The organism is Streptomyces sp. CB02056, assembly GCF_001905545.1.
Classification (GTDB): domain Bacteria; phylum Actinomycetota; class Actinomycetes; order Streptomycetales; family Streptomycetaceae; genus Kitasatospora.
Genome location: NZ_LIPD01000002.1, coordinates 192,220 through 216,256, shown reverse-complemented (window position 1 = coordinate 216,256; position 24,037 = coordinate 192,220). Strand labels below are relative to the sequence as shown.

19 protein-coding genes are annotated in these 24,037 nt (G+C 73.1%); 8 read left to right on the top strand and 11 right to left on the bottom strand.

Annotated elements, in window-relative coordinates:
- The first annotated feature begins 107 nt into the window (after positions 1–107).
- On the top strand, positions 108–779 hold the full coding sequence (locus tag AMK13_RS05025) for a class I SAM-dependent methyltransferase (RefSeq protein ID WP_234348376.1): 672 nt from the start codon (positions 108–110) through the stop codon (positions 777–779).
- Positions 780–862: 83 nt separating this feature from the next.
- On the top strand, positions 863–2,773 hold the full coding sequence (locus AMK13_RS05020; RefSeq protein WP_107418672.1) for an ATP-binding SpoIIE family protein phosphatase: 1,911 nt from the start codon (positions 863–865) through the stop codon (positions 2,771–2,773).
- A 51-nt stretch (positions 2,774–2,824) separates the two neighbouring features.
- Here AMK13_RS05020 and AMK13_RS05015 read toward each other — a convergent pair whose 3' ends face one another.
- Entirely contained in the window at positions 2,825–5,008 is a 2,184-nt protein-coding gene (locus AMK13_RS05015; RefSeq protein ID WP_074001328.1) for an MMPL family transporter, read from the bottom strand.
- Positions 5,009–5,132: 124 nt separating this feature from the next.
- On the opposite strand from AMK13_RS05015, the gene AMK13_RS05010 reads away from it, so the two are divergent.
- The gene (locus AMK13_RS05010) at positions 5,133–5,792 is read left to right on the top strand and encodes a TetR/AcrR family transcriptional regulator (RefSeq protein ID WP_074001327.1); all 660 of its coding nucleotides are present in this window, start codon (positions 5,133–5,135) and stop codon (positions 5,790–5,792) included.
- Positions 5,793–5,805: 13 nt separating this feature from the next.
- On the opposite strand, the gene AMK13_RS05005 is transcribed toward AMK13_RS05010, so the two are convergent.
- On the bottom strand, positions 5,806–6,756 hold the full coding sequence (locus AMK13_RS05005) for a LysR substrate-binding domain-containing protein (protein WP_074001326.1): 951 nt from the start codon (positions 6,754–6,756) through the stop codon (positions 5,806–5,808).
- Between the two features lie 191 nt (positions 6,757–6,947).
- On the opposite strand from AMK13_RS05005, the gene AMK13_RS05000 reads away from it, so the two are divergent.
- Both AMK13_RS05000 and AMK13_RS04995 read left to right on the top strand, forming a co-directional pair.
- Positions 6,948–7,499, top strand: coding sequence for a peroxiredoxin (locus AMK13_RS05000; protein WP_074001325.1), 552 nt, complete (start codon positions 6,948–6,950; stop codon positions 7,497–7,499).
- 3 nt (positions 7,500–7,502) lie between these two features.
- Positions 7,503–8,045, top strand: coding sequence for an alkyl hydroperoxide reductase (locus AMK13_RS04995; RefSeq protein WP_049659817.1), 543 nt, complete (start codon positions 7,503–7,505; stop codon positions 8,043–8,045).
- Between the two features lie 96 nt (positions 8,046–8,141).
- Here the strand turns inward: AMK13_RS04995 and AMK13_RS04990 are convergent, their stop codons facing one another.
- From AMK13_RS04990 to AMK13_RS04975, 4 genes are all read right to left on the bottom strand, one after another.
- Positions 8,142–9,695 carry an AI-2E family transporter gene (locus AMK13_RS04990; RefSeq protein WP_074001324.1) on the bottom strand — a complete coding sequence of 518 codons (1,554 nt, stop codon included), beginning with the start codon at positions 9,693–9,695 and terminating at the stop codon, positions 8,142–8,144.
- A 509-nt stretch (positions 9,696–10,204) separates the two neighbouring features.
- Positions 10,205–10,963 carry a transglycosylase SLT domain-containing protein gene (locus AMK13_RS04985; protein ID WP_181970664.1) on the bottom strand — a complete coding sequence of 253 codons (759 nt, stop codon included), beginning with the start codon at positions 10,961–10,963 and terminating at the stop codon, positions 10,205–10,207.
- A 431-nt stretch (positions 10,964–11,394) separates the two neighbouring features.
- Positions 11,395–12,729, bottom strand: a complete 1,335-nt coding sequence (locus AMK13_RS04980; RefSeq protein ID WP_049657856.1) for a PhoH family protein — start codon at positions 12,727–12,729, stop codon at positions 11,395–11,397.
- A gap of 331 nt (positions 12,730–13,060) precedes the next feature.
- The gene (locus AMK13_RS04975) at positions 13,061–13,855 is read right to left on the bottom strand and encodes an isoprenyl transferase (protein ID WP_181970663.1); all 795 of its coding nucleotides are present in this window, start codon (positions 13,853–13,855) and stop codon (positions 13,061–13,063) included.
- A gap of 410 nt (positions 13,856–14,265) precedes the next feature.
- Between AMK13_RS04975 and AMK13_RS04970 the strand changes: the two genes are divergently transcribed.
- A complete protein-coding gene (locus tag AMK13_RS04970; RefSeq protein ID WP_074001323.1) occupies positions 14,266–15,879 on the top strand; it encodes a chitinase in 1,614 nt (537 codons plus the stop codon).
- A gap of 254 nt (positions 15,880–16,133) precedes the next feature.
- On the opposite strand, the gene AMK13_RS04965 is transcribed toward AMK13_RS04970, so the two are convergent.
- Complete coding sequence (locus tag AMK13_RS04965; protein ID WP_079271861.1) at positions 16,134–16,853, bottom strand: hypothetical protein; 720 nt, start codon at positions 16,851–16,853, stop codon at positions 16,134–16,136.
- Positions 16,854–17,111: 258 nt separating this feature from the next.
- On the opposite strand from AMK13_RS04965, the gene AMK13_RS04960 reads away from it, so the two are divergent.
- Positions 17,112–18,326: a pyridoxal phosphate-dependent aminotransferase gene (locus AMK13_RS04960; RefSeq protein WP_074001322.1), complete on the top strand. Its 1,215-nt coding sequence runs from the start codon at positions 17,112–17,114 to the stop codon at positions 18,324–18,326.
- Positions 18,327–18,517: 191 nt separating this feature from the next.
- On the opposite strand, the gene AMK13_RS04955 is transcribed toward AMK13_RS04960, so the two are convergent.
- A complete protein-coding gene (locus tag AMK13_RS04955) occupies positions 18,518–20,344 on the bottom strand; it encodes a phosphoenolpyruvate carboxykinase (GTP) (RefSeq protein WP_049659026.1) in 1,827 nt (608 codons plus the stop codon).
- Between the two features lie 284 nt (positions 20,345–20,628).
- Here AMK13_RS04955 and trhA point away from each other — a divergent pair, with 284 nt between their 5' ends.
- Positions 20,629–21,303 (top strand): PAQR family membrane homeostasis protein TrhA, encoded by a 675-nt coding sequence (gene trhA, locus AMK13_RS04950; RefSeq protein WP_049659028.1) that lies wholly within the window; start codon positions 20,629–20,631, stop codon positions 21,301–21,303.
- A 60-nt stretch (positions 21,304–21,363) separates the two neighbouring features.
- Here trhA and AMK13_RS04945 read toward each other — a convergent pair whose 3' ends face one another.
- From AMK13_RS04945 to AMK13_RS04935, 3 genes are all read right to left on the bottom strand, one after another.
- Positions 21,364–22,005, bottom strand: coding sequence for a hypothetical protein (locus tag AMK13_RS04945; protein ID WP_074001321.1), 642 nt, complete (start codon positions 22,003–22,005; stop codon positions 21,364–21,366).
- 283 nt (positions 22,006–22,288) lie between these two features.
- Positions 22,289–23,209 (bottom strand): hypothetical protein, encoded by a 921-nt coding sequence (locus AMK13_RS04940; RefSeq protein WP_074001320.1) that lies wholly within the window; start codon positions 23,207–23,209, stop codon positions 22,289–22,291.
- Positions 23,210–23,217: 8 nt separating this feature from the next.
- On the bottom strand, positions 23,218–23,964 hold the full coding sequence (locus AMK13_RS04935; RefSeq protein ID WP_079271860.1) for a papain-like cysteine protease family protein: 747 nt from the start codon (positions 23,962–23,964) through the stop codon (positions 23,218–23,220).
- Positions 23,965–24,037 lie beyond the last annotated feature (73 nt).

The following is a 24,037-nucleotide window of genomic DNA, read 5'->3' as shown; positions in this document are numbered from 1 at the left end:
GGGTGCCTCGCAACGTGACGACCGGACAGATATCCGACCCGTTCCCCGTCGGCGAGGACGCCGGCGACGACGAGCCCGAGGTACGGCGGCGGCGGGCGGCCCGGGCGCTGCAGGCGGTCGCCTTCGACACCATCGGCGCCGGGTACGGCGAGGCCTTCCCGGCCAAGGACGGCCAGCTGGCCTGCGGCCGTCGGCTGCTCGCCGAGCTCGAACCGGGCGCCCGGGTGCTGGACGTCGGCTGCGGCACCGGTGACCCGACCGTCCGCCAGCTGGCCGCGGCCGGTCTGCGGGTGACCGGCGCGGACCTCTCCGACGGGATGCTCACGCTGGCCCGGCGGACCGTCTTCCCGGGCGGGTTTGCGCCAGTGTTCCATCGGATCGACCTGTACGATCTGGCCACCGAGCGGGCGGACCGGGTCTGGAACGCCCCCGACCTGGGGTCGGAGGGCCGGGGCCGCTTCGCCGCGATCACCGCGTTCTTCTCGCTGATCCTGCTGCCGCAGGACGAGATCCCGACCGTGCTGGGGCAGCTGCGCGAACTCCTGCGGCCGGCCGGACTGCTGGCGCTCGGTATGGTCGAGGCGGACCTGGATCACGTTCCGCTTCCGTTCCTTGGCAGAGAGCTGCGGATCAGTGGGTATCTGAGGGAGGATCTGGAGCGGGTTCTGGTCTCGGCCGGCTTCGCCGTCGAGGAGTGCTCGGGGCATCCGTACGCACCGGCCAGTACCTCGCTGCCGCCGGAGGAACAGCTGTTCCTGTGCTGTCGACGCGTCGGCTGATCGAACCGGGACAGGACCGGCCGCACCCGTGGCCGACGCAACAGAACAGCTCACCGACCACACCGAATCCAGGACAGGCAGCCGTGCGCGACCAGCTCAAGACCGAGGCGGAGCAGCCGCCCGCCGTCCCGGGCCAGCGCCGCCAGGTCCCGGCCGCGACAGCGGGCCCGACACCGCCGGCCCCGGGCCTGACGGCGGCCCCGGTCCCGGCCCTGGCAGCGGCCCCGGCCGCCGCGCGACGGACGGGCGCACGACCGGAGCGCACCGAGATGGCGGACCGCCTGGCGTACCTCGACTCGGCGACCCGGCGGATCAACAGCGCCCTCGACCTCGCCGCGACGCTGCGCAACATCGGCCGGGTGCTGGTCCCGACGCTCGCCGACGCCGCCGTCATCCACCTGCGCGACCCGCTGCCCAACGTCGAACGCGAACCCGGGTTCCCGGAGGAGCTGCGGATACACCACAGCACCGGCACCCGGATCGGCCGCCGCGGCCGCCCGAGCGGCATGGACGACCGGCGCCGCTCCCGCTACGGCGCCCGCTCGACCGCCGACGGCGGCCCGGCCACCCCGGTGACCCGCGGCGGGGCGCTCGCCCACGCCCTGCTGAGCCGCCGCCCCGCCGACCCCGCCGTCCTCGGCACCCCCTCCGCCGAGCGCGCCGAGACGCTGCTGCGCGAGCTGTACGGCACCCGCGGGGTGGCCCGGCTGGCCGCCGGCACCTCCGTCCTCGCCCTGCCGCTGCGCGGCCGCAAGGCCGTGCTCGGGCTGCTGATACTGATCCGCCGCCCTCCCGAACGCACCGGCCGCCCGGTCTTCGACGCCGCGGACACCGCGACCGCGGCGCACCTCGCCACCCAGGCCGGGCTGGCCGTGGACACCGCGCTGCGCTACGCCCGCGAGTGGGAGATCGCCAACGAGCTCCAGCGCAGCATGCTGCCGCTGCGCCTGCCGCAGTCGCACGGCGTCCGGATCGCCCAGCGCTACCTGCCCGGTGAGCGCGGCGCGCAGGTCGGCGGGGACTGGTACGACGCCGTCCCGCTGCCCGGCAACCGGGTCGCCCTGATCGTCGGCGACGTGATGGGCCACTCGCTCACCTCGGCCGCCATCATGGGCCAGCTGCGCACCAGCGCCCAGACCCTGGCCGCCCTCGACCTGCCGCCGCACGAGGTGCTCTACCACCTGGACGAGCAGGCCCAGCGGCTCGGCCGCGAACAGCACCTGGCCACCTGCGTCTACGCGGTGTACGACCCGATCGCCAACCGGGTGGTGATGGCCAACGCCGGGCACGTCCCGCCGGTGCTGGTCCGCCCGGACGGCACCGCCGAGCTGGTCGAGCTGGACTCCGGGGCGCCGATCGGCGTCGGCGGGGTGGACTTCAACTCCGTCGAACTGCCCGCGCCGCCCGGCTCGGCGCTGCTGCTGTTCACCGACGGCCTGGTGGAGACCCGCACCCGCCCGATCAGCGACGGCCTGGAGGTGCTGCGCGCCCGGATCGCCGCCGCCCGCTGGCAGTCCCCCGAGCAGCTGTGCCAGGAGGCGCTGCGGATCCTGCCGCCCGGCGACCGGGGCGACGACATCGCGCTGCTCGGCGCCTGCTTCGACGGCATCCCGGCCGGGGACGTCGCGCACTGGTACCTCCAGCCGCGCAACGAGACGCCGGGCCGGGCCCGCCGGCTGGCCGCGCACACGCTGCGCCGCTGGGGGCTGGACGAGCTCAGCGAGGCGACCGAGCTGATGGTCAGCGAGCTGGTGACCAACGCCGTCCAGCACGCGACCCGGCCGGTCACCCTGAGCCTGGTGCGCACCACCCGGCTGCGCTGCGAGGTCGGCGACGACAGCCCGCTGCTGCCGCGCCCGCGCCGCACCGGGCCGGAGGACGAACGCGGGCGCGGGCTGCAGATAGTCGCCCGGTGCGCGGACCGCTGGGGCGCGACCAGGCTGGGCACCGGCAAGGTGGTCTGGTTCGAGCAGCGGCTGCCCGTCCAGACCTGACGGCGCCCGGCGGGAACGGGTCCCGCCGGACGCCCGGACTGCCCCCGGGCCTCAGACCCGGGCGGGCTCCCGCGCCGGCCCCTTCTCCAGCTCGGCGATCAGCTGCTCGCCCTCCATGTCGACCTTCGGCACGACCTTCTCCAGCCGCTTCGGGAACCACCAGGCGGCCCGGCCGAACAGCGCCATCGCGGCCGGCACCAGCGCCATCCGCACCACGAAGGCGTCCACCAGCACGCCCACCGCGAGGGCGAAGCCGATCGGCTGGACGATCGGGTCGTGGCCGAAGACGAACGAGCCGAACACCGCCACCATGATCAGCGCGGCCGCCGTGACCACCCGGGCCCCGTTCTTCACCCCGCCGACGACCGCCTCGCGCGGCGCCGCCCCGTGGACGTGCTGCTCCTTCATCCCGGAGACCAGGAACAGCTCGTAGTCCATCGCCAGTCCGAACAGCACGCCGATCAGCAGGATCGGCACGAAGCTCACCACCGGCCCGACCTTGGGCACGTCGATCAGCCCGTCCAGCCAGCCCCACTGGTAGACCGCGACCACCGCGCCGAGCGAGGCGGTGATGCTGAGCAGGAAGCCGGCCACCGCCTTGAGCGGGACGAGCACCGAGCGGAACGCCAGCGCCAGCAGCACCAGCGCGATCCCGACGATCACCGCGAGGAACGGCGGCAGCGCCTGGCCGAGCTTGGTGGAGACGTCGATGTTGGCGGCGGTGGTGCCGGTGACGGCGATGTCCGCGCCGGTCGCCGCCCTGAGCTCCGCCTTCTGGCCGCGGATCTCGTTGACCAGCGCCTTGGTGTCCTCGTGGTCCGGGCCGGTCCGCGGGATGACGGTCACCAGCGCGGTGCCGCTCGCCTGGTCGACGGTCGGCGGCAACAGCGTCGCCACGCCGTCGAGGGTCTGGAGCTTCGCGGCCACGCCCTGCACCGCCTGCTCGGGCCGCGGCGCGCCGTGGGCGTCCACCACGACCACCAGCGGCGCGTTGAAGCCCGGCCCGAAGGCCTCGCCCACCAGGTCGTACGCCTTGCGCGCGTCCGTCCCGGCGGCCTGCGAACCGCCGCTCGGCAGGCCGAGGTTCAGGCTCGCGGCGGGCACCGCCAGGGCGCCCAGCCCGGCCAGCCCGACCAGCAGGACGGGCAGCGGGCGGCGGACCACGAAGCGGCCCCAGCGCTCGCCCAGGGTGGTGCGGCCGTTGGTGGCCAGGGCCCGCTTCCAGACCGGCAGCCGGTCGATGGCCCGGCCGGTGAAGCCCAGCACGGCGGGCAGCAGCGTGATCGCGACCAGGACGGCCACCACGACGGCCGCGGAGGCGGCCAGGCCCATCACGGTGAGGAAGGGGACGCCCGCGACGGAGAGCCCGGCGAGCGCGACGACCACGGTCAGACCGGCGAAGACGACGGCGCTGCCGGCGGTCGCGGTGGCCCGGGCGGCGGCCTCCTCCGGCGCCAGGCCCTCGTCCAGGTGGCGGCGGTACCGGAAGAGGATGAACAGCGCGTAGTCGATGCCGACCGCGAGGCCGACCATCAGGGCCAGCACCGGCGCGGTGGTGATGATCTCGAAGGAGCCGGTGAGCGCCAGCAGGCCGGCCATCGTCACGCCGACGCCGACCAGCGCGGTCAGCAGCGGCAGCCCGGCGGCGACCAGCGTGCCGAGGGTGACCACCAGGACCACCCCGGCCACCACCAGGCCGATCGCCTCGCTGGCGCCCTCGATCTGGGCCATGGTGTTGTAGGCGTCGCCGCCGAAGGCCACCTCCAGGCCGGCCGCACGGGCCGGCTCGGCGGCGGCCTTCACGGCCTCGCGCTGCCCGTCGGTGACGTCGGCGAGCTTGTGGTCGAAGGAGACCAGGGCGATCGCGACCTTCCCGTCCGGCGAGAGCGCGCCGGTGGCGTACGGGTCGGGCACCGCGGCCACGCCCGGCACCTGGGCCATCCGGGCGACGGCCTCGCCGACCGCCCGGCCCGCCTCGGGCGTCCCGATGCCGCCGGGGGCGCCGGCGGCGAAGACGACCTGCGCGGAGCCGTGGCCCTGCGCCGGGAAGGTGTCCTTGATCCGGTCCAGGGTGGCCTGCGCCTCGGTGCCCGGGACCTTGAACTCGTCGGTGGTCTTGCCGGCGAAGGCGCCCGCGGCCCCGCCGACGGCGATGAGCAGGGCGATCCAGACGGCGACGACGGCCCGCCGTCGCCGGAAGCAGAAGCGGCCCAGTCGGTACAGGTACGTGGCCATCGGCGGTCCCTCGGGTCGGTCAGGGCAGGTCGCGTCCCACCGTAGACCGAACTTTGTCGGGTGACAAAGTTGGCCGACAAGATCGTGCGACGCAGTTGCCCGACCATGGCGCTACCCTGGCGGGATGGCACACGTCCCCGCCTCCGAACGCCGACCGCAACTGGTCCAGGCCGCCATCGACCTGATGACCAGGGAGGGGATCGCGGCCGGCAGCACCCGCGCGATCGCGGCCGAGCTGGGCGTGGCGCAGGCGACGGTGCACTACACCTTCGGCACCAAGAAGGACCTCTACCGGGCGATCGTCGAGCGGCTGACCTCCGACTTCGTCGGCGAGGTGCGCGCCGCCTCCCCGGGCGACGGCGCGTTCGGCGAGCAGGTCCGCACCCTGGTGCAGGCGCTCTGGGAGGCCGCCACCGGCGAGCACGGGCACTGCGTGCTGCTGAGCGAGTTCGGGGCGCTGGCGCTGCGCGACCCGGACATGCGGGAGATCATGCTGGAGATGCAGCACGACATCGAGGGCACCGCCGTCGAGATGCTCGACGCCCTCGCGGCCGCCCACGGCCTGACCCTGGCACTGCCCGCCCGCCGGATCGCCGTCCACTTCCTCGGCGGCTTCGACGGCCTGACGGCCCGCCACCTGACCCTGCGCAACCCCGGCGACCGGCCCGACCCGGACACCCTGGAGGCGCTGGAGCTGCTGGTCGCCACGACGGTCGGGCTCTGCCTGGGCACCCCGGCCGCCCGCCCCGAGCCGGGCTGGCACGGGGACCGGGACGGGCTCTGAGCCGGGACTGGCCCTAGGACACGATCCGGACCGGCAGCTCCACCAGCACCTCGCGCAGCGCGGCCGCGAAGCGCTCGTACTCGGCGCTGCGGGCCGAGCCCGGCCGGACGGCCAGCCCGATCCGGCGGCCGGGCGCCGGGGCGGCGAAGCGGACGGCGGCCAGCCGGTCGGTGCGCCCGGCCTCGACGTCCAGTGCGGTGGCGGGCAGCAGGGTCACCCCGAGGCCGCCGGCGACCAGCTGGACCAGGGTGGACAGGCCGGCCGCCCGGGTGGTCGAGCCCGCCGGGTCGGCGCCGACCTCGCGGCAGATGTCCAGCGCCTGGTCGCGCAGGCAGTGGCCCTCCTCCAGCAGCAGGACCTCCAGGTCGAGCAGCACGTCGCGCGGTACGTCGATCCGACCGGCGAGCGGGTGGGTGGGCGGCGTGAGCAGGACGAAGTCCTCGTCGAACAGCGGGATGTCCCTGGTCGGCGAGGTCCCGCCGGCCGGCAGCGCGAGCAGCAGGACGTCCAGCCGCCCGGCGGCCAGGCCCTCCAGCAGCGAGGGGGTGCGCTCCTCGTGGACGTGCGGCTCCAGGTCCGGGAAGCGGTCGCGGACCAGCCGCAGCACGGTGGGCAGCAGGTAGGGCGCGACGGTCGGGATGACGCCGAGGTGCAACGGCCCGGTGAACGGGCGGCGGGCGGCCTCGACCTCCTCGGTGAGGGCCTGCAGCGAGGCGAGCACCCGGCGGGCGTGCTGGTGCACGCGCTCCCCCAATGGGGTGACAATCACCTTGCGCGTCGTACGCTCGACCAGTTGTGCGCCCAGCGACTCCTCCAGCGCCGCGACCGCCCCGGACAGCGCGGGCTGGCTGGTCCCGGTGGCGGCGGCGGCCTCCCGGAAGTGCCGGTGCTCGGCCACCGCGACGAAGGCCCGCAGCTGGGCGACGGTCGGGGTGCGCGGGCTGCGGACTGTGGCGCTCGACACAGTCGGGTCGGCCTTCGTGCCGCCGCTCCTGCGGGAACCCGGCCGCGACGTGGGGGATTCGCTACTGATAACAATCTCCGATCAGACACATCCAGTGTAGCTATTTCCCTGATCAGTCCACGATGTGGAACTGTGAGCGGTGTCCGGATTCCGGACAAAGCTCCCCTCATCTCACTTCAGGAGAAGCGAACGTGCTCACGATCGGTGACAAGTTCCCCGAGTTCGACCTCAAGGCCTGTGTCGACCTGGATGCCGCGAGCGCCTTCGCCGACATCGACCACAAGTCCTACGAGGGCAAGTGGAAGGTCGTCTTCTTCTGGCCGATGGACTTCACCTTCGTCTGCCCGACCGAGATCGCCGCGTTCGGCAAGCTGAACGACGAGTTCGCCGACCGCGACGCCCAGATCCTCGGCGTCTCCGGCGACTCCGAGTTCGTGCACCACGCCTGGCGCAAGGACCACAAGGACCTGCGCGACCTGCCCTTCCCGATGCTGGCCGACATCAAGCACGAGCTGATGCGCGCCTGCGGCGTCGAGGGCGAGGACGGCACCGCCCAGCGCGCCGTCTTCATCGTCGACCCGAACAACGAGATCCAGTTCGTCATGGTCACCGCCGGCTCCGTCGGCCGTAACCCCAAGGAGGTCCTGCGGGTGCTGGACGCCCTGCAGACCGACGAGCTGTGCCCGTGCAACTGGAACAAGGGCGAGGACACCCTCGACGCCCAGGCCCTGCTGGCGGGCTGACCCATGGCTCTCGACGACCTGAAGGCCGCCCTCCCGGACTACGCCAAGGACCTCAAGCTCAACCTGGGCTCGGTCATCGGCAACTCCGACCTCCCCGCCCAGCAGCTCTGGGGCACCGTGCTGTCCTGCGCGATGGCCACCCGCAGCCCCGGCCTGCTGCGCGAGCTGGAGCCCGAGGCCAAGGCCAACCTCTCCCCGGAGGCGTACACCGCCGCCAAGGGCGCGGCCGCGATCATGGGGATGAACAACGTCTACTACCGGACGCTGCACCTGCTCTCCGACAAGGAGTACAGCACGATGCGGGCCGGTCTGCGGATGAACATCATCGGCACCCCGGGCGTCGAGAAGGTCGACTTCGAGCTCTGGTGCTTCGCGGTCTCGGCCATCAACGGCTGCGGCCAGTGCCTCGACTCGCACGAGGCCGTGCTGCGCAAGGCCGGCGTCGAGCGCGAGGTCGTCCAGGCCTCGATGAAGATCGCCGCCGTCCTCCAGGCCGTGGCCGGCGTCCTCGACTCCGAGGCCGCCCTGGCGGACGTCACCGCCTGACGCACCCCGGCACCCCGACGGGCCCCTCCCGGACACCATGTCCGCGAGGGGCCCGTCGTCGTTCTCCCGCGCCGGTCGCCCCGGCACGGCGGGGGGTCAGTCGGTGGCGGGCGCGGCCGACGGGGCGGGGTGGGCGGCCGCGGTGCGCTCGGCGGCGGGTTCGGCCGTGCGCCCCGCCGTGCGCTCGGCGGCCTCACGGGCGGCTTCGAGCGCGGTGAAGACGGCCTGGCCGGCCTCGTTGCGACGGCGCAGGTGGGCGACCACGGTGTTGGTGACGGCGATCAGCGGGACGGCGACCACCGCGCCGCCGATGCCGCCGATGATGCCGCCGGCCGCGACGCCGAGGACGACGCCGAGCGGGTGGACCCGGACGGCCCGGCCGAGGATCAGCGGCTGGAGGATGTGGCTCTCCACCTGCATCACCGCGACCAGCACCACCAGCACCATCAGCGCCGTCCACGGCCCCTGGGTGACCAGCGCGATCAGCACCGCCACGGTGCCGGTGATCAGCGCGCCGACCAGTGGGACGAAGGCGCCCAGGAAGATGATCACGGCCAGCGGCAGCGCCAGCGGCACGCCCAGCAGGTCGACGCCGATGCCGATGCAGAGTGCGTCGATGAAGGCCACGCAGACCGTGCCGCGCACATAGGCGGTGAGCGTCGCCCAGGCCTTCGGGCCGGCCCCGGCCATGGCGAACCGGGAGTGCCGGGGCAGGCCGCGCAGCGCCCAGTTCCAGATCTTCGCGCCGTCGTAGAGGAAGAAGAAGGTGGTGAAGAAGGTCATCAGCAGCGCGGTCAGCACCTCGACGGCGATCTGCGCGCCGGTGATCGAGGCCGAGGTGAGCTGATCGGTGTTGGTGGTGATGGCCTTGGTGATCTGGTTGGCGAAGTCGGTGATCTGCTGCTGGGTCAGGTGCAGCGGCCCGGTGACCAGCCAGTCCCGCAGCTGGTTGACGCCGGTCTTCACCTGGGTGGTGACGTCCGAGAGGTTGGTCGACACCTGCCAGACGACGAACCAGCCGACCAGCCCGATCCCGGCCAGACCGCTGAGGAAGACCCCGCCGGCCGCCAGCGAGCGCGGCACGCCGTGCCGGCGCAGCCAGGAGACCGAGGGCTCCAGCAGCGCGGTGATCAGCAGCGAGGCCAGCACCGAGAAGGCCACCAGCCGCAGCATGTCGACCACGTAGAAGACGACGTAGAGCGCGGCGCCGAGCAGCAGCAGCCGCCAGGTCGACTCGGCGGCCACCCGCAGGCCCCACGGCACCGCCTCGGCGGGCGTGGCCGGGCGGCCGGGGTGGTACTCCCGCCCGAGCCCGACGTGCGCGGCCGGGGCGGCCGGGGCCGGTTGGGCCACCGGAGCCGTCGGGGCCGGCGCGGCGGACGGCGGGACCGGCTCGGCCGCCGGGGCCGGGTCGGCCTGCGGCACCGGAACGGCCCGCGGGACCGGGACGGGGCCCGGCGCCTCGACGAGTGCCGGGACGTGCCCGTCCACGAGCGCCGGCACCGGCCCTTCGGCCAGTGCCGGGAGTGCCGGTTCGTGCGGGTCGGCCGCCATCGCGGCACGCCGGCGCCGTTCGATCACGGCGGCCGCGCTCGCCACCACGGCCATGCCCTTGGCCACGGCCTTGAAGGCCTTTCCGCCCCGCGCCATCCTCGCTACCACCGCTCCCCTGCCGAACCCGCCGTGTCCGGCGGTACGCCGCGGGTCCTGCCGCGGCCGTCAGGGATGACGCTACCCGCCGGAGGAGCGGCGAGTCCGGTCGCCGGTCCGTTCGACTCGAACCGTCCATCCCGATGAACCGGACAAAACGCAAGGTTCCATGCGGTTTCGGACACGGTTCACCGGGGAGGAGTCGGGACGAGACCCCGGAGCCCAGCCGCCGAGGTCGCCCCACGGCCAACTGCCGGCGGACCGGCCGGTGCGGGGAGCAACCAGGACCCCTCCCCGCGCCCCGCGTCCGCAACCGGGGCCGCACCGCCCGAGGGCGCACTGGTCAGCGCCGCCCGGGCGGCGCGGTCCGCCCCCTCGCCGCGAACCGAAGAACAGCCGAACCGGAGAACGTCCTGGCCGGAGAACGCCACGGCCCCCGGTCGCTCGCCCGAGGAGGGCGAACGGCCGGGGGCCGGGTGGAACCGCGCCGCCGGAGCGGCAGCCGTTTCCTAGTACCAGTTGTGCGCCTGCCAGAACGACCACGCACCGCAGGGGCTGCCGTAGCGGGAGTTCATGTAGCCGACGCCCCACTTGATCTGGGTGGCCGGGTTGGTGCGCCAGTCGGCACCGGCCGAGGCCATCTTGGTGCCGGGCAGCGCCTGGACCAGACCGTAGGCACCGGAACTCTTGTTGGTCGCGGTGTAGTCCCAGCCGCTCTCGCGCTTCACGATCTGACTGAAGCACTGGAACTGCGCGTCGTTGCCGACGATCTGCCGGGCCAGGTCCTGGACCGAGCCGGGGCTGACCGAGACGGGCGGCGCGCTGTCCTCCACCGCGCTCATCGCGGAGCGGGACTTGGAACGGTTCGCGGCGGCCTCGTCGGCCTTGCGCTTGTCGTCCGCGGCCTTGGCGGCCTTCTCCGCGTCGGCCTTGGCCTGGGCGTCAGCCTTCGCCTGGGCGTCCGCGGCGGCCTGCTGGCGCGCGGCCTCCTCGGCGGCCTTCTGCTCCGCGGCGGCCTTGGCGGCAGCGTCGGCGGAGGCCTGCTGGGCGGATGCCTGCTGGCCGATGTTGTCACTGATGGTCTGCGCCTGGGCGCCAGAGGGGACTTCGGCAAGCAGGGTCGCGCCCGCGACGTCGACCGTCTGCGTCGTCTTGCCCTCGCTGCCCGAGGCCATGCCCACGACGGCACCGACAGCGGTGACGGCGGTGGCGGAGGCCACAGCGACTCCCCGGACCGAGATCCGAGTCACATGGATTCCTTCCAGCATCGCCCACGCGTGACCGTACGGGCGCAACATGCCCCTTGACACTGACCTCCGCACGGTGCACTGGTCACGGGAGGTGCTGGCCCGGCGTCCGGCCGAGGTGAGTCGACCAGGCGTTGGAATCGGGCGGCGTACGGCTCAACGTTCTTCAATTGTGCGTCCACCGACCGGAGTTGGTGGACCTTCCGGGGCCTGACCTCCGGTGGCCGGAAGCCCTGCCGCGCCGTACGCGGGGCCTGACAGAACCCTCACCATGCCGCACCGGGTACGGTCGACGCAATTCCCGCCCGCGTGGCGCATGTCACATTCACCGCACGGCAGTTCCCCGGACGGAAAGCACTCGATGTGATGAAACGGACGGGGCCCGCTCCCTCAGGAGCGGGCCCCCGGCCATGAGTTGACCGTATTGTCCGACTATGCCCTCGGAGGGCGGATCACGGGTGGATGTCCTCCAGCATCTCCGTGACCAGCGCCGCGATCGGCGAACGCTCCGAGCGGGTGAGCGTGATGTGGGCGAAGAGCGGATGACCCTTCAGCTTCTCCACCACCGCCACCACGCCGTCGTAGCGGCCCACCCGGAGGTTGTCCCGCTGCGCCACGTCGTGGGTGAGCACCACCCGCGAGCCCTGGCCGATCCGGGACAGCACCGTCAGCAGGACGTTCCGCTCCAGCGACTGCGCCTCGTCCACGATCACGAAGGCGTCGTGCAGCGAGCGCCCCCGGATGTGGGTCAGCGGCAGCACCTCCAGCATCCCGCGGGAGATGACCTCCTCGATCACGTCCGGGGTGGTGACGGCGGAGAGGGTGTCGAAGACCGCCTGCGCCCAGGGGCCCATCTTCTCCGCCTCGGAACCGGGCAGGTAGCCCAGCTCCTGCCCGCCGACCGCGTACAGCGGCCGGAAGACCATCACCTTGCGGTGCTGCCTCCGCTCCAGCACCGCTTCCAGCCCCGCGCACAGCGCCAGCGCCGACTTCCCGGTGCCGGCCCGGCCGCCCATCGAGACGATCCCGATCTCCGGGTCGAGCAGCAGGTCCAGCGCCACCCGCTGCTCGGCGCTGCGCCCGCGCAGCCCGAACGCCTCGCGCTCCCCGCGCACCAGCCGCACCCGGCCGTCGCCGGTAACCCGGCCGAGCGCGCGGCCGCGCTCCGAGGTCAGCACCAGACCGGTGTGGACCGGCAGCTCGGCGGCCCCGTCGACGTCCACCCCCGCGTCGTGGCCGACCGAGAAGAGCGCGTCCACCTGATCGGCCGGGACGTGCAGCTCGGTCATGCCCGTCCAGCCCGAGGTGATCGCCAGCTCGGCCCGGTACTCCTCGGCGAGCAGGCCCACCGAACTGGCCTTGATCCGCAGCGGCAGGTCCTTGGACACGACGGTGACGTCGTAGCCCTCGGCCTGGAGGTTGCGGGCGACCGCGAGGATCCGGGTGTCCGCCTCACCGCCGCCGGCCCGGTAGCCGACCGGCAGTATCGACACGTCGGAGTGGTTGAGCTCGACCCGGATGGTGCCGCCGAGCTCGCCGACCGGGATCGGCTCGTCGAGCCGGCCGTGCCGGATGCGGTAGTCGTCGAGCAGCCGCAGCGCCTGGCGGGCGAAGTAGCCCAGCTCCGGGTGGTGCCGCTTGGCCTCCAGCTCGGTGACGACCACCACCGGGAGGACGACCTCGTGCTCCTCGAAGCGGGTCATGGCGAGCGGGTCCGCCAGGAGCACGCTGGTGTCGAGAACGTACGTGCGCCGGTCTGGTGTCCGGCGGCTCTTGGAACTGACCACTAGGCCTCCAGAGCGGATGACCCTGCGTCATCCGCGGCAAGCCGGCCCCCGCTGCCCCGGTGGCCTCGGGACCGGACTGACTGGAGTATTCCCAGGCGGGGAACGGTGCATTCGCGCCCCCGGCGAACTGACGGATCATTGCCGGTGAACGTTTGGCCTCGCCCGGGCGCCGGGTAGGCCAGGCCTACGGCGGTCATTTCCTCCGGACGGCCGGACCTGGGACGACGGCCCCCCGGACACGGGGTCACCGCCCCCGAGGGCGCGGGGCACCGGCCCCGGGAACGCGGGGCACCGGCCCGGGGACGCCGGGCCGGAACCGGCCGATCCGGGACTACAGCCCCAGCCGCCGGTGGCGCTGCTCGTAGGCGCGCAGCGCGCGCAGGAAGTCGACCTTGCGGAAGGCCGGCCAGTACGCCTCGCAGAAGTAGAACTCGCTGTGCGCGCTCTGCCAGAGCAGGAAGCCGGACAGCCGCTGCTCGCCCGAGGTGCGGATGATCAGGTCCGGGTCGGGCTGGTTGCGGGTGTACAGGTGCTCGGCGATGTGCTCGACGGTCAGGACCTCGGCCAGTTCCTCGATCGAGGTGCCGCGTCCGGCCTGCTCCTGGAGCAGCGAGCGGACGGCGTCGGCGATCTCGTGCCGACCGCCGTAGCCGACCGCGACGTTGACCGTTATCCCGTCGATGTCGGCGGTCTGGTCGGCGGCCCGCTTGAGCACGTCGGCGGTGTGCTGGGGCAGCAGGTCCAGCGCGCCGACCGGGTTGACCCGCCAGCGGCGGGCGGCGGCCAGGCCGGTGACGGCGTCCTCGATGATGCCGAGCAGCGGGACGAGCTCGTCGGCCGGGCGGTCCAGGTTGTCGGTGGAGAGCATCCAGAGGGTGACGACCTTGACGTGGGTCTCGTCGCACCAGCCGAGGAACTCGCTGATCTTGTCGGCGCCGCGCTGGTGGCCGTACGCGGTGGAGCCGCCCGCCGCCTTGGCCCAGCGGCGGTTGCCGTCCAGGATCACGCCGATGTGGCGCGGGGTGCTCGCGAGGTGGACCTCGACCCGTCGCCCGTAGAGCCCGTACATCCCGCCGAGCAGGGTGCGCAGCCCCGGCGTCCGTTCGGCGACATCGCGCAGACCCATGTTTCCCGGCCCCTCCGTGCTCGTTGCAACTGGTGCGTCTCCGCCCCCGGCGCAGCCTACTCCGGCGCGCAGGTGCACAGTAAAGCCGCAGGTAGCGGTCTGGTCACGGTCCTGTACGAAGTCTGTCCCGACGGGCGTGTCGGGGGTCCTCCGGACGGGTGGCGGGGTCTCCGCGGGGCCGCCGCAGGGCCTCCCGGGCGCGGACACGGAACGGTCTCCGAATCCTTAACGGAACCGTAAGCCGTTCTTCCGATGCTTGACGACCAGCAATGGTCTAGTCCAGCTTTTGATCCGGGACGGAACGATCCTCCTGCTCCGCCCCGCAGGCTCACTTCGGACCTCCCCTCCCCCACACGCGGCCGCCGCGCCCCCCACCGCGGCGGCCGCTCCTCCCCCAGGAGCGTCACCCCATGGCCCGTACGCTGAACCAGCCTTCGCACAAGCGCCGGCGCAGCCCCCTCCCGGCCGTCGCGGCCGGCGCCACCGCCCTCGCCCTGGCCGGCGGCGGCCTCGCCCTCTTCGCCGGCGGTGCCAGCGCGGCGGTCGGCAACCTGGTCGCCAACGGCGGCTTCGACGGCGGGCTCGGCGGCTGGACCTGCACCGGCGCCGCGACCACGGTGTCCTCCCCGGTCCACTCCGGCACCGGCGCGCTCCAGGCCACCCCGGGCGCCGGCGACACCGCCGAGTGCGCCCAGACCATCAGCGTGCTGCCCAACACCAGCTACACGCTGAGCGCGTGGGTCCAGGGCCCGTACGTCTACCTCGGCGCGCGCGGCACCGGCGGCACCGACCCGTCCGTGTGGTCGAACCAGAACAGCTGGAACCAGCTGTCCACCACCTTCACCACCGGGGCGAACGCCACCAGCGTCACCGTCTACCTGCACGGCTGGTACGGCCAGAGCGCCTACCTCGCCGACGACGTCGCACTGGTCGGCCCCGGCGGCACCGGCACCCCGTCGCCGACCGCGACCCCCACGCCGACCCCGACGCCGACGGCCACCGCCTCCCCCACGGCCACCGCGACGCCCACCCAGACGGCGACCCCGACCCCCACCGGGACGCCCACCCAGACCCCGACGGCGACCCCCACCGCCACGCCGACCAGCACCACCCCGCCGGTCACCGGCCTGCCCGCCCACGCGGTCACCGGCTACTGGCAGAACTTCGACAACGGCTCGACCGCGCAGCGGCTGAGCGACGTCCAGAGCGCGTACGACATCATCGCGGTGTCCTTCGCCGACGCCGTGCCGACCAGGACCGGCGCGATCAGCTTCACCCTGGACCCGGGCCTGTCCAAGGCCCTCGGCGGCTACACCGACGCCCAGTTCCGCGCCGACGTCAAGGCCAAGCAGGCGGCCGGCAAGAAGGTCATCCTCTCCATCGGCGGCCAGAACGGCGCGATCACCGTCGGGGACGCCACCGCCGGCGCCAACTTCACCAACAGCGCCTACGCGATCATCAAGGACTACGGCTTCGACGGCATCGACGTCGACCTGGAGAACGGCGTCCAGGCCGGCCCGCTCGGCGACGCGCTGCACGCCCTGCAGGCCAAGGTCGGCCCCGGCTTCGTCCTGACCATGGCCCCCGAGACCATCGGGATGTACAACACCTCCGGCGCCTACTTCCAGCTGGCGCTGAAGACCAAGGACATCCTCACCGTCGTCAACACCCAGTTCTACAACTCGGGCGGCATGAACGGCTGCGACGGCAAGGTCTACAACCAGGGCACCATCGACTTCATCACCGCGCAGGTCTGCACCCAGATCCAGGGCGGCCTGCGGCCGGACCAGGTGGGCATCGGCGTCCCGGCCTCCAGCCGGGCGGCGGGCGGCGGCTACGTCTCGCCGACCGTGGTGAACAACGCGCTGGACTGCCTGGCCACCGGTAACAACTGCGGCAGCTTCGTGCCGCCGGCCAAGTGGCCGACCATCCGCGGCGCGATGACCTGGTCGACCAACTGGGACGCCAACAACGGCAACGCGTTCTCCAACACGGTCGGCCCGTTCGTCCACAAGATGCCGTGACGGCCGGGAGGCCGTGACCCCCTAGAGCCCAACTCCCCCGGCGCGCCGCTCCTTGAGGGTGGGGCCTGCGCGTCGGCGGCGGGGCCCGTCGTACCGACCGGTACGGCGGGCCCTTCCGTTTCCCCTGTCCCCTCTATTAGGGGCGGGGTCCGGAAGGGGCGGTGGCGGGGTCCTCCGGGGGCCGGGAGCGGGGCCGGGAGCGGGGTGGACCGGAGGCCGGGGCGGCTCCCGGTCGTCGCCTGGTACGGCTCCGCTCACCGCGCCAGGACCGCGGTGAGCGCGCCGAGCAGCAGGAACGGGCCGACCGGGAGGTCGAGCCCGCGCACCGGGCGGCGGCGGGCCAGCGCGGCGGCGGCCCGCAGGGTGCCCCACAGCCCGGCGAGCACCATCGCGGCGAACAGCCCGCCGAGCGCCACCGACCAGCCGAACCAGCCGAGCAGCCCGCCCAGGGCGAGCCCGAGCGGGGAGTCCCCGGGGCCCAACGCGCCCAGCCAGACGGCCAGTTCGAGGACGCCCCCGACCGCCAGCGCGACCAGCAGGCAGCGCAGCAGCGCACCCGGGTCCCGCTCGGCCTGCGCCGCGACCAGCAGCAGCGCCGCCACCCCGCCGAGCAGCGGCACGGTCAGCCCGTACGGCAGCCGGCGCACCCGCGCGTCGACGAAGCCGAGCGCCACGCCGAGCGCCGCCGCCCAGCCCAGGGCCAGGGTCACCACCACCAGGCGGTCCGCCGCGTACGCCACCGCGACGGCGACCGCCGCCGCGACCGCCTCCACCGTCCAGGGGCCGGCGCCCAGCCGCTCCCGGCAGCCCGGGCAGCGCCCGGTCGGCGGCAGCAGCCGCACCGCGCGCCCGCAGGACGGGCAGGCCTCGCACCAGGGCTCGCCCTCCGGCACCGCGAAGCGGGCGATCCGCCCGCGCAGCGGCGGAGCCGCCAGGAGACCGACCAGCACCGCCGCGACCACGACCGGGACCACCGGCGCACCCCCTCCTCGACCGACACGACCGACACGACCGGCCACATCCTCCCGCGCCGGGCGTGTGCCGTCCGTCTCGTTCCACGGAACGGCGCGGCGGCGCTCCTCGCATACAGGAGCATTCCGGACATTCGACTGCCGGTTCACAAGGCCGCCCGCCGCCCTCGCCTGCCGATCCAAGGGGGCCGTTCCGACCCTCCGAAGCACCCCCGCGGAGACCCGCCGCACGGCCCCTCCGTACCCCTAAAGTAGGCGGACATGCAGGTCATCCAGTCCAGCAAGCTCGCCAATGTCTGCTACGACATCCGCGGACCGGTACTCGACGAGGCGATGCGGCTGGAGGAACAGGGCCACCGCATCCTCAAGCTCAACACCGGCAACCCGGCCACCTTCGGTTTCGAGGCGCCCCCGGAGATCCTCCAGGACATCCTGCGCAACCTCGCCACCGCGCACGGCTACGGCGACTCCAAGGGCCTGCTCTCCGCCCGCCGCGCGGTGGTCATGCACTACGAGGACCGCGGGCTGCACGGCCTCTCCGTCGACGACGTCTTCCTCGGCAACGGCGTCTCCGAACTGATCCAGCTGGCCATGACCGCGCTGCTGGACGACGGCGACGAGGTGCTCGTCCCGGCCCCGGACTACCCGCTGTGGACCGCCTCGGTCTCGCTGGCCGGCGGCACCGCCGTGCACTACCGCTGCGACGAGCAGTCCGAGTGGTACCCGGACCTCGCCGACATCGAGGCCAAGGTCACCGACCGCACCAGGGCCATCGTGGTGATCAACCCGAACAACCCGACCGGCGCGGTCTACCCGCGCGAGGTGCTGGAGGGCATCGCCGAGATCGCCCGCCGGCACGACCTGGTGGTCTACGCGGACGAGATCTACGACAAGATCCTCTACGACGACGCCGAGCACGTCCCGCTGGCCACCCTGGCCCCGGACCTCTTCTGCGTCACCTTCAACGGGCTGTCCAAGGCGTACCGGGTCGCGGGCTTCCGCTCCGGCTGGATGGTGCTGTCCGGCGACCGGCACCGGGCCCGCAGCTACATCGAGGGCCTGACCGTGCTCGCCTCGATGCGGCTCTGCGCCAACATGCCCGCCCAGCACGCGGTGGCGGCCGCGCTCGGCGGGCGGCAGTCGATCCGCGACCTGGTGCTGCCCGGCGGCCGGCTGCACGCCTCGCGCGACGCCGCGTACAAGCTGCTCAACGACATCCCCGGGGTCAGCTGCGTCAAGCCCAAGGGCGCGCTGTACGCCTTCCCCCGGCTGGACCCCAAGGTCCACAAGATCAAGGACGACGCCCGGATGGTGCTCGACCTGCTGCGCTCCCAGCGCATCCTGCTGGTCCAGGGCACCGGCTTCAACTGGCCCGAGCCGGACCACTTCCGGCTGGTCACGCTGCCCCGGCCGGAGGAGATCACCGACGCGGTGACCCGGATCGGCGACTTCCTGAGCGGCTACGTCCAGCCGTAGCCACCGGGCCCGACGACACCCGGGACGGCTCCTGGGACGGCTCCCGGGAAAACACTACGGCCGGAGTTCCGGCCCGGGCGATCTCCTTGGTCGGGGGAAAATCGCCCGGCGGAACTCCGGCCGTCCTGCCGCTCGGCGGGGCGCGCGGTTCGTGCCGCGCGCCCCGCCGCTACCGCGGCTGAGGCTCAGGCTCAGCCGAGGCGCGCGACGAGGTTCCGGTACTCGTCCCACAGCTCCTTCGGGGTGTGGTCGCCGAAGGTCTCCAGGTGGGCCGGCACGAGCGCGGCCTCCTGGCGCCAGATGTCGGCGTCCACGGTGAAGAGCAGGTCGAGGTCCTCCTTGGAGAGGTCCAGGTCGCCGAGGTCGAAGCCCTCGACGGTCGGCAGCACGCCGATCGGGGTCTCGACGCCCTCGCCGGTGCCCTCCAGGCGCTCGACGATCCACTTGAGCACGCGGCTGTTCTCGCCGTAGCCGGGCCAGACGAACTTGCCCTCGGCGTCCTTGCGGAACCAGTTGACGTAGTAGATCTTCGGCAGCTTGGCGGCGTCCGCCTGGGCGCCGACCTTCAGCCAGTGGGCGAAGTAGTCGCCCATGTTGTAGCCGCAGAACGGCAGCATCGCGAACGGGTCGCGGCGCAGCTCGCCGACGGTGCCCTCGGCGGCGGCGGTCTTCTCGGAGGCGATGTTGGCGCCCAGGAAGACGCCGTGCTGCCAGTCGAAGGACTCGGTCACCAGCGGGACGGCGGTGGCGCGGCGGCCGCCGAACAGGATCGCCGAGATCGGCACGCCCGCCTGGTCCTCCCACTCCGGGGCGATGGTCGGGCACTGCGCGGCCGGGACGGCGAAGCGGGCGTTCGGGTGGGCGGCCGGGGTGCCGGACTCGGGGGTCCAGTCGTTGCCGCGCCAGTCGGTCAGGTGCGCCGGGGGCTCGTCGGTGAGGCCCTCCCACCACACGTCGCCGTCGTCGGTGAGGGCGACGTTGGTGAAGACGGTGTTGCCCCAGAGCGTCTCGATGGCGTTGGCGTTGGTGTCCACGCCGGTGCCGGGGGCGACGCCGAAGAAGCCGGCCTCGGGGTTGATGGCGTACAGGCGGCCGTCGGCGCCGAAGCGCATCCAGGCGATGTCGTCGCCGATCGTCTCGACCTTCCAGCCCGGGACGGTCGGCTGGAGCATGGCCAGGTTGGTCTTGCCGCAGGCCGAGGGGAAGGCCGCCGCGACGTACTTGACCTCGCCGCTCGGCGGGGTGAGCTTCAGGATGAGCATGTGCTCGGCCAGCCAGCCCTCGTCGCGGGCCATGGTCGAGGCGATGCGCAGCGCGTAGCACTTCTTGCCGAGCAGGGCGTTGCCGCCGTAGCCCGAGCCGAAGGACCAGATCTCCTTGGTCTCCGGGAAGTGCGAGATGAACTTGGTGCTGTTGCACGGCCACGGCACGTCCGCCTGGCCCTCGGCGAGCGGGGCGCCGACGGTGTGCACGGCCTTGACGAAGTCGCCGTCCTCGCCGAGCTGGTCCAGCACGGCCTGACCCATGCGGGTCATCACGCGCATGGAGACGGCGACGTAGGCGGAGTCGGTGATCTCGACGCCGTACGCGGCCAGCGGGGAACCGACCGGGCCCATCGAGAAGGGCACGACGTACATCGTGCGGCCCTTCATCGCGCCGCGGAAGAGGCCCTGCTCGCCCTGGAAGATCTCCCGCATCTCGGCGGGGGCCTTCCAGTGGTTGGTCGGTCCGGCGTCCTTCTCCTGCTCGGAGCAGATGAAGGTGCGGTCCTCCACGCGCGCCACGTCGGACGGGTCCGAGGCGGCGTAGTAGGAGTTGGGGCGCTTCTCCTCGTTGAGCTTCTTGAAGGTGCCCTGCGCCACCAGCAGGTCCGCGAGGCGCTGGTACTCCTCGTCGGAACCGTCGCACCACTCGATGCGGTCCGGCTGGGTGAGCTCGGCGATCTCGCTCACCCAAGCGAGCAGCTGCTTGTGGCGGGTGGGCGCGGATGCGCTGAGAGCAGAGATCTCGTACGACACGATCGCTCCGTTTCACGCCATCTCGGCGTGGAGATGGCGTCGCGGGGGTCTGAGGGTGCTTGCAGCGTAGCTCCGGACTCAAGGCCGGAACGCGGCGAAGCGTCGAAATTGACGCACCCTTTACTACAGCCAGTATGATTACTCATCGGTAACATGCCGACCGACCCCGCGACGGAGTGCGCGGCGCCACACTCCAAATACTCCAAAACGTCTAAGAGTGATGATCGCCACTTCCTACGCGTGAGTAACCTACGGAGCCGTAGGTAACGGGTAGCATGCTGCGCATGACTGCTGCTGCGCTCGCGGAGAGTGCACTCACGGAGAGCAAGCCGAAGTGGCGCGGCTGGCTGCACGCCGGAATGTTCCCCGCCACGGTGGCCGCCGGGATCGTGCTGATCTGCCTGGCCGACTCCACCCCCGCCAAGATCGCCTGCGCGATCTACTCGGTCAGCGCCTGGCTGCTGTTCGGGGTCAGCGCGGTGTACCACCGCTTCAACTGGGGGCCGCGCGGGGACGCCGTACTGCGCCGGCTGGACCACGCGAACATCTTCCTGATCATCGCGGGCACCTACACGCCGTTCACCATGCTGCTGCTCAAGGGCGCCGACCAGCAGGTCCTGCTCTGGGTGGCCTGGGGCGGCGCGCTGGCCGGGATCGCGTTCCGGGTGTTCTGGGTCGGCGCGCCGCGCTGGCTGTACACACCGGTGTACCTCGCGCTGGGCTGGGCCGCCGCCTTCTTCCTGCCGGACTTCCTGCGCGCCGGCGGGGTCGCCGTCCTGGTGCTGATGATCGTCGGCGGGGTGCTCTACAGCATCGGCGGCGTGGTGTACGGGCTCAAGCGGCCCAACCCCTCACCGCGCTGGTTCGGGTTCCACGAGGTGTTCCACGCCTTCACCCTGGGGGCGTTCATCGTCCAGTACGTCGGCGTCTCGCTGGTGGCCTACAGCACCACCGGGTGAACACCGGTGCCGTACGCCACGGCCGGTCGGCCACCGGTGGCGTACGGCACGGCCGGGTGATCACTGGTGGCGTACGGCACGGCCGGTCGATCCCGGCGCACCCCGACGGGCGGTCGAACGGTCCACGGACCGGACGGCCGCCCGTTCCGCCGTCCAGGGCCGCTCGTACGGGGCCCGGAGCTGCGGGCGGCGCGGGTAGGCCGCGTGGTCGGCCGCGCCGGCCTCCGGCTGCGGGCCCGGATCCTGCAGCGGCCCGTGCGCGTGGTGCTGCTCGCCGTACCCGTGGTGCTGCTGCCCGCCGTGCGCGTGGTGCTGCTCCCCGTGCGACTCCCGGTGGGGCTCGCGCGGCGGCCAGGCCGGCGCCGGGAGCGCCTCGGGCTCGGGCCACCGCACCGCGCCGACCGCACGGCCCCGCGCCTGCCGGGCGTCCAGCGCCTCGCGGGCCCGGCGGCAGCGCTCGCAGTGCGCGGCGTCCGGGATGCCGCGGCGCGGACGGTGCCGCACCGGGGCCGGCCCGCCGCGCATCGCGCGCCAGCGGCGGGCGACATAGACCATCAGCAGCAGGGTCTCCACCCCGGCGACCGCCAGGACCAGTGGGGCACCCTTGATCAGATAGGCCGCCACCACGGCCAGCGCAGAGCCCACCACCACCGCCGAGCCCCACACCTGGGAGCTCATCTGCTTGTCGTCCGCGTCGGCCACCTCGGTCCCCTTTCCCGGTGCCGGGCTCGTGGTCGGCTCCCGCCGCCCCACCTCTTCTCCGCTCTCGGCACGCGTCGGCCAGCACTGACCGATTGCCACATCGTATCTACCGTCAGTCATGGCCAACCGCCCCCAGGCGGCGAACGACAGATCAACGTTGCGTCAATTCCTTGTGCGGAAGCAGCACTTCCAGGACACATCACGGAACGTGACCACGGCAAGGCGCCCGGCCGGGAGAACCCGGCCGAGCGCCTCGGTGAACCTCTCGCGACCCCGCCCGCCGTCAGCCGCGGCGGACGCCCCTCCGCCGCAGCACGGCACCCGCGCCCACCAGGGCGGTGGCCCCCAGGGCGGCCGCCGCCGTCACGGCCGGCAGTGCCGAACCGCCGCCCGCGGGTCGCGGTGCGACCGCGAGTTGCGGGCCCTCCCCGGGCTGCGGTGCCGTCCCGGACCGCGGCGCGGCCGCGAGTTCCGGCGCGGCGTCCGCCTCGTAGCCGCCGCCCTTGCCCGCCCGGTCGTACGCCGAGCCGGGCAGCTTGTCCCCGTACCGCTGGTGCACCAGCTGCTGGTACGCGGCCAGCGTGACCCCGCCCGCGCCCACCGAGCGCCGGGCCTCGTCGTCCAGCGGCAGCACCCGGCCGTCACGCAGCACGTACCAGGCGTTGACCTGCGGCTCGCGGAAGGCGGTGCCACCGCCGCTGCCCGCCGCCTTCGCCGCGTAGTCGCTCTCGTCACCGCCCGAGGCGATGTTCACCACCTTCCAGCCGTCGCCCTGCCGGACGGTCCAGACCGAGGCGCTCTGCCCGTCCGCCGCGACCACCTTGCTGGCGGTGAACTCCGACGTCGCCACCGGTGCGCCGGGGGTACCGGCCACGAAGCCGGGGTCCAGGACGTACACCGGCACGGTGTCGCCGACCAGCCGCGGCGCGGCCTCGCCCGCCGCCCGGGCCTCCTCGGCGGCGCCGATGGTCAGCTGCCGGGTCGGCGGGACGCCCTTGCGGGCGAAGAAGTGGCCGACCTTGTCGAGGACGGCCGGGTCCTGGACCGCGCCGCGGGCCTGCGCCAGCTCGGCGGCGGGCACCGGGGCCGGGGCGGACGGGGAGTCCGCGTGCGCGGCCGGGGCGAGCGCCAGCGCGAGGCCGGCGGCGAGCAGGGCGGTGGCGGTCGCGGTGGCGGCCCGACGGCGGCTCTTGGTCTCGGTCATGGCCGCCCTCACGCGCCGATCCGGTACAGGGAGTGGGTCCACGAGAACGTGTTGTTGTTCACGTAGTACCCGTAGTCCGCCCAGTTGTAGCGGTAGTTGGAGGGCCACGGATCGCCCCAGTAGACCCAGTTGCTCGACGTGTCGTAGCCGTACAGGACGTGCATGTGGCCGCCGCCCGAACTCCACTGGATGCGCGTCTCGATCGGGCGGTCCGCGTTCACCTCGGACTGCACGGTGCCGTAGTTCAGGTACCCGTTGACGTACGAGCCCGGGTTGATGCCGACCCAGTTCAGCCCGTTCTGCACGTCGCCCAGCGTGGCCTGGCTGTTGGGGCAGCTGGAGTTGGCGGAGCGGCCGAACGCGGCGTTGCAGAACTGGTTCTGGCTGTAGTTGTAGCCGAACCAGGTGGCGATGGTGTTCCCGCTCGCCGCCCAGCACCAGTTGGTCTGCTGTTGCTGCTGCATGGTGATGTTGAGCTTCTTGAAGGTGCCGGCCAGGTCGGCCGTGCTGCCGGGCGCGGCGGCCTGGCGGACCTGGTGCGCGGCCCGGTCCTGGGCCTGCGTCTGGGCCTGGGTCCGGTCCTGGTACTGGGCCTGGGCCTGGGTCCGGTCCTGGTACTGGGCCTGGGCCTGGGTCTGCTGCCCGGCCGGGGCGGCGATCGCGGGCGCCGCCACCGCGGCGGTGAGCGCCGGGCCCAGCACGCCGAGGGCGAGCAGCGAGACCGCGCGGCGCAGCCGTATTCGTGGAACTGGCATGGCGGGAAAGCCTCCTTGCACGAGTGGAGCGAGGTGCTGTGTGGGGGCGCGGTCCGGATCGCGCCCCGAGCAT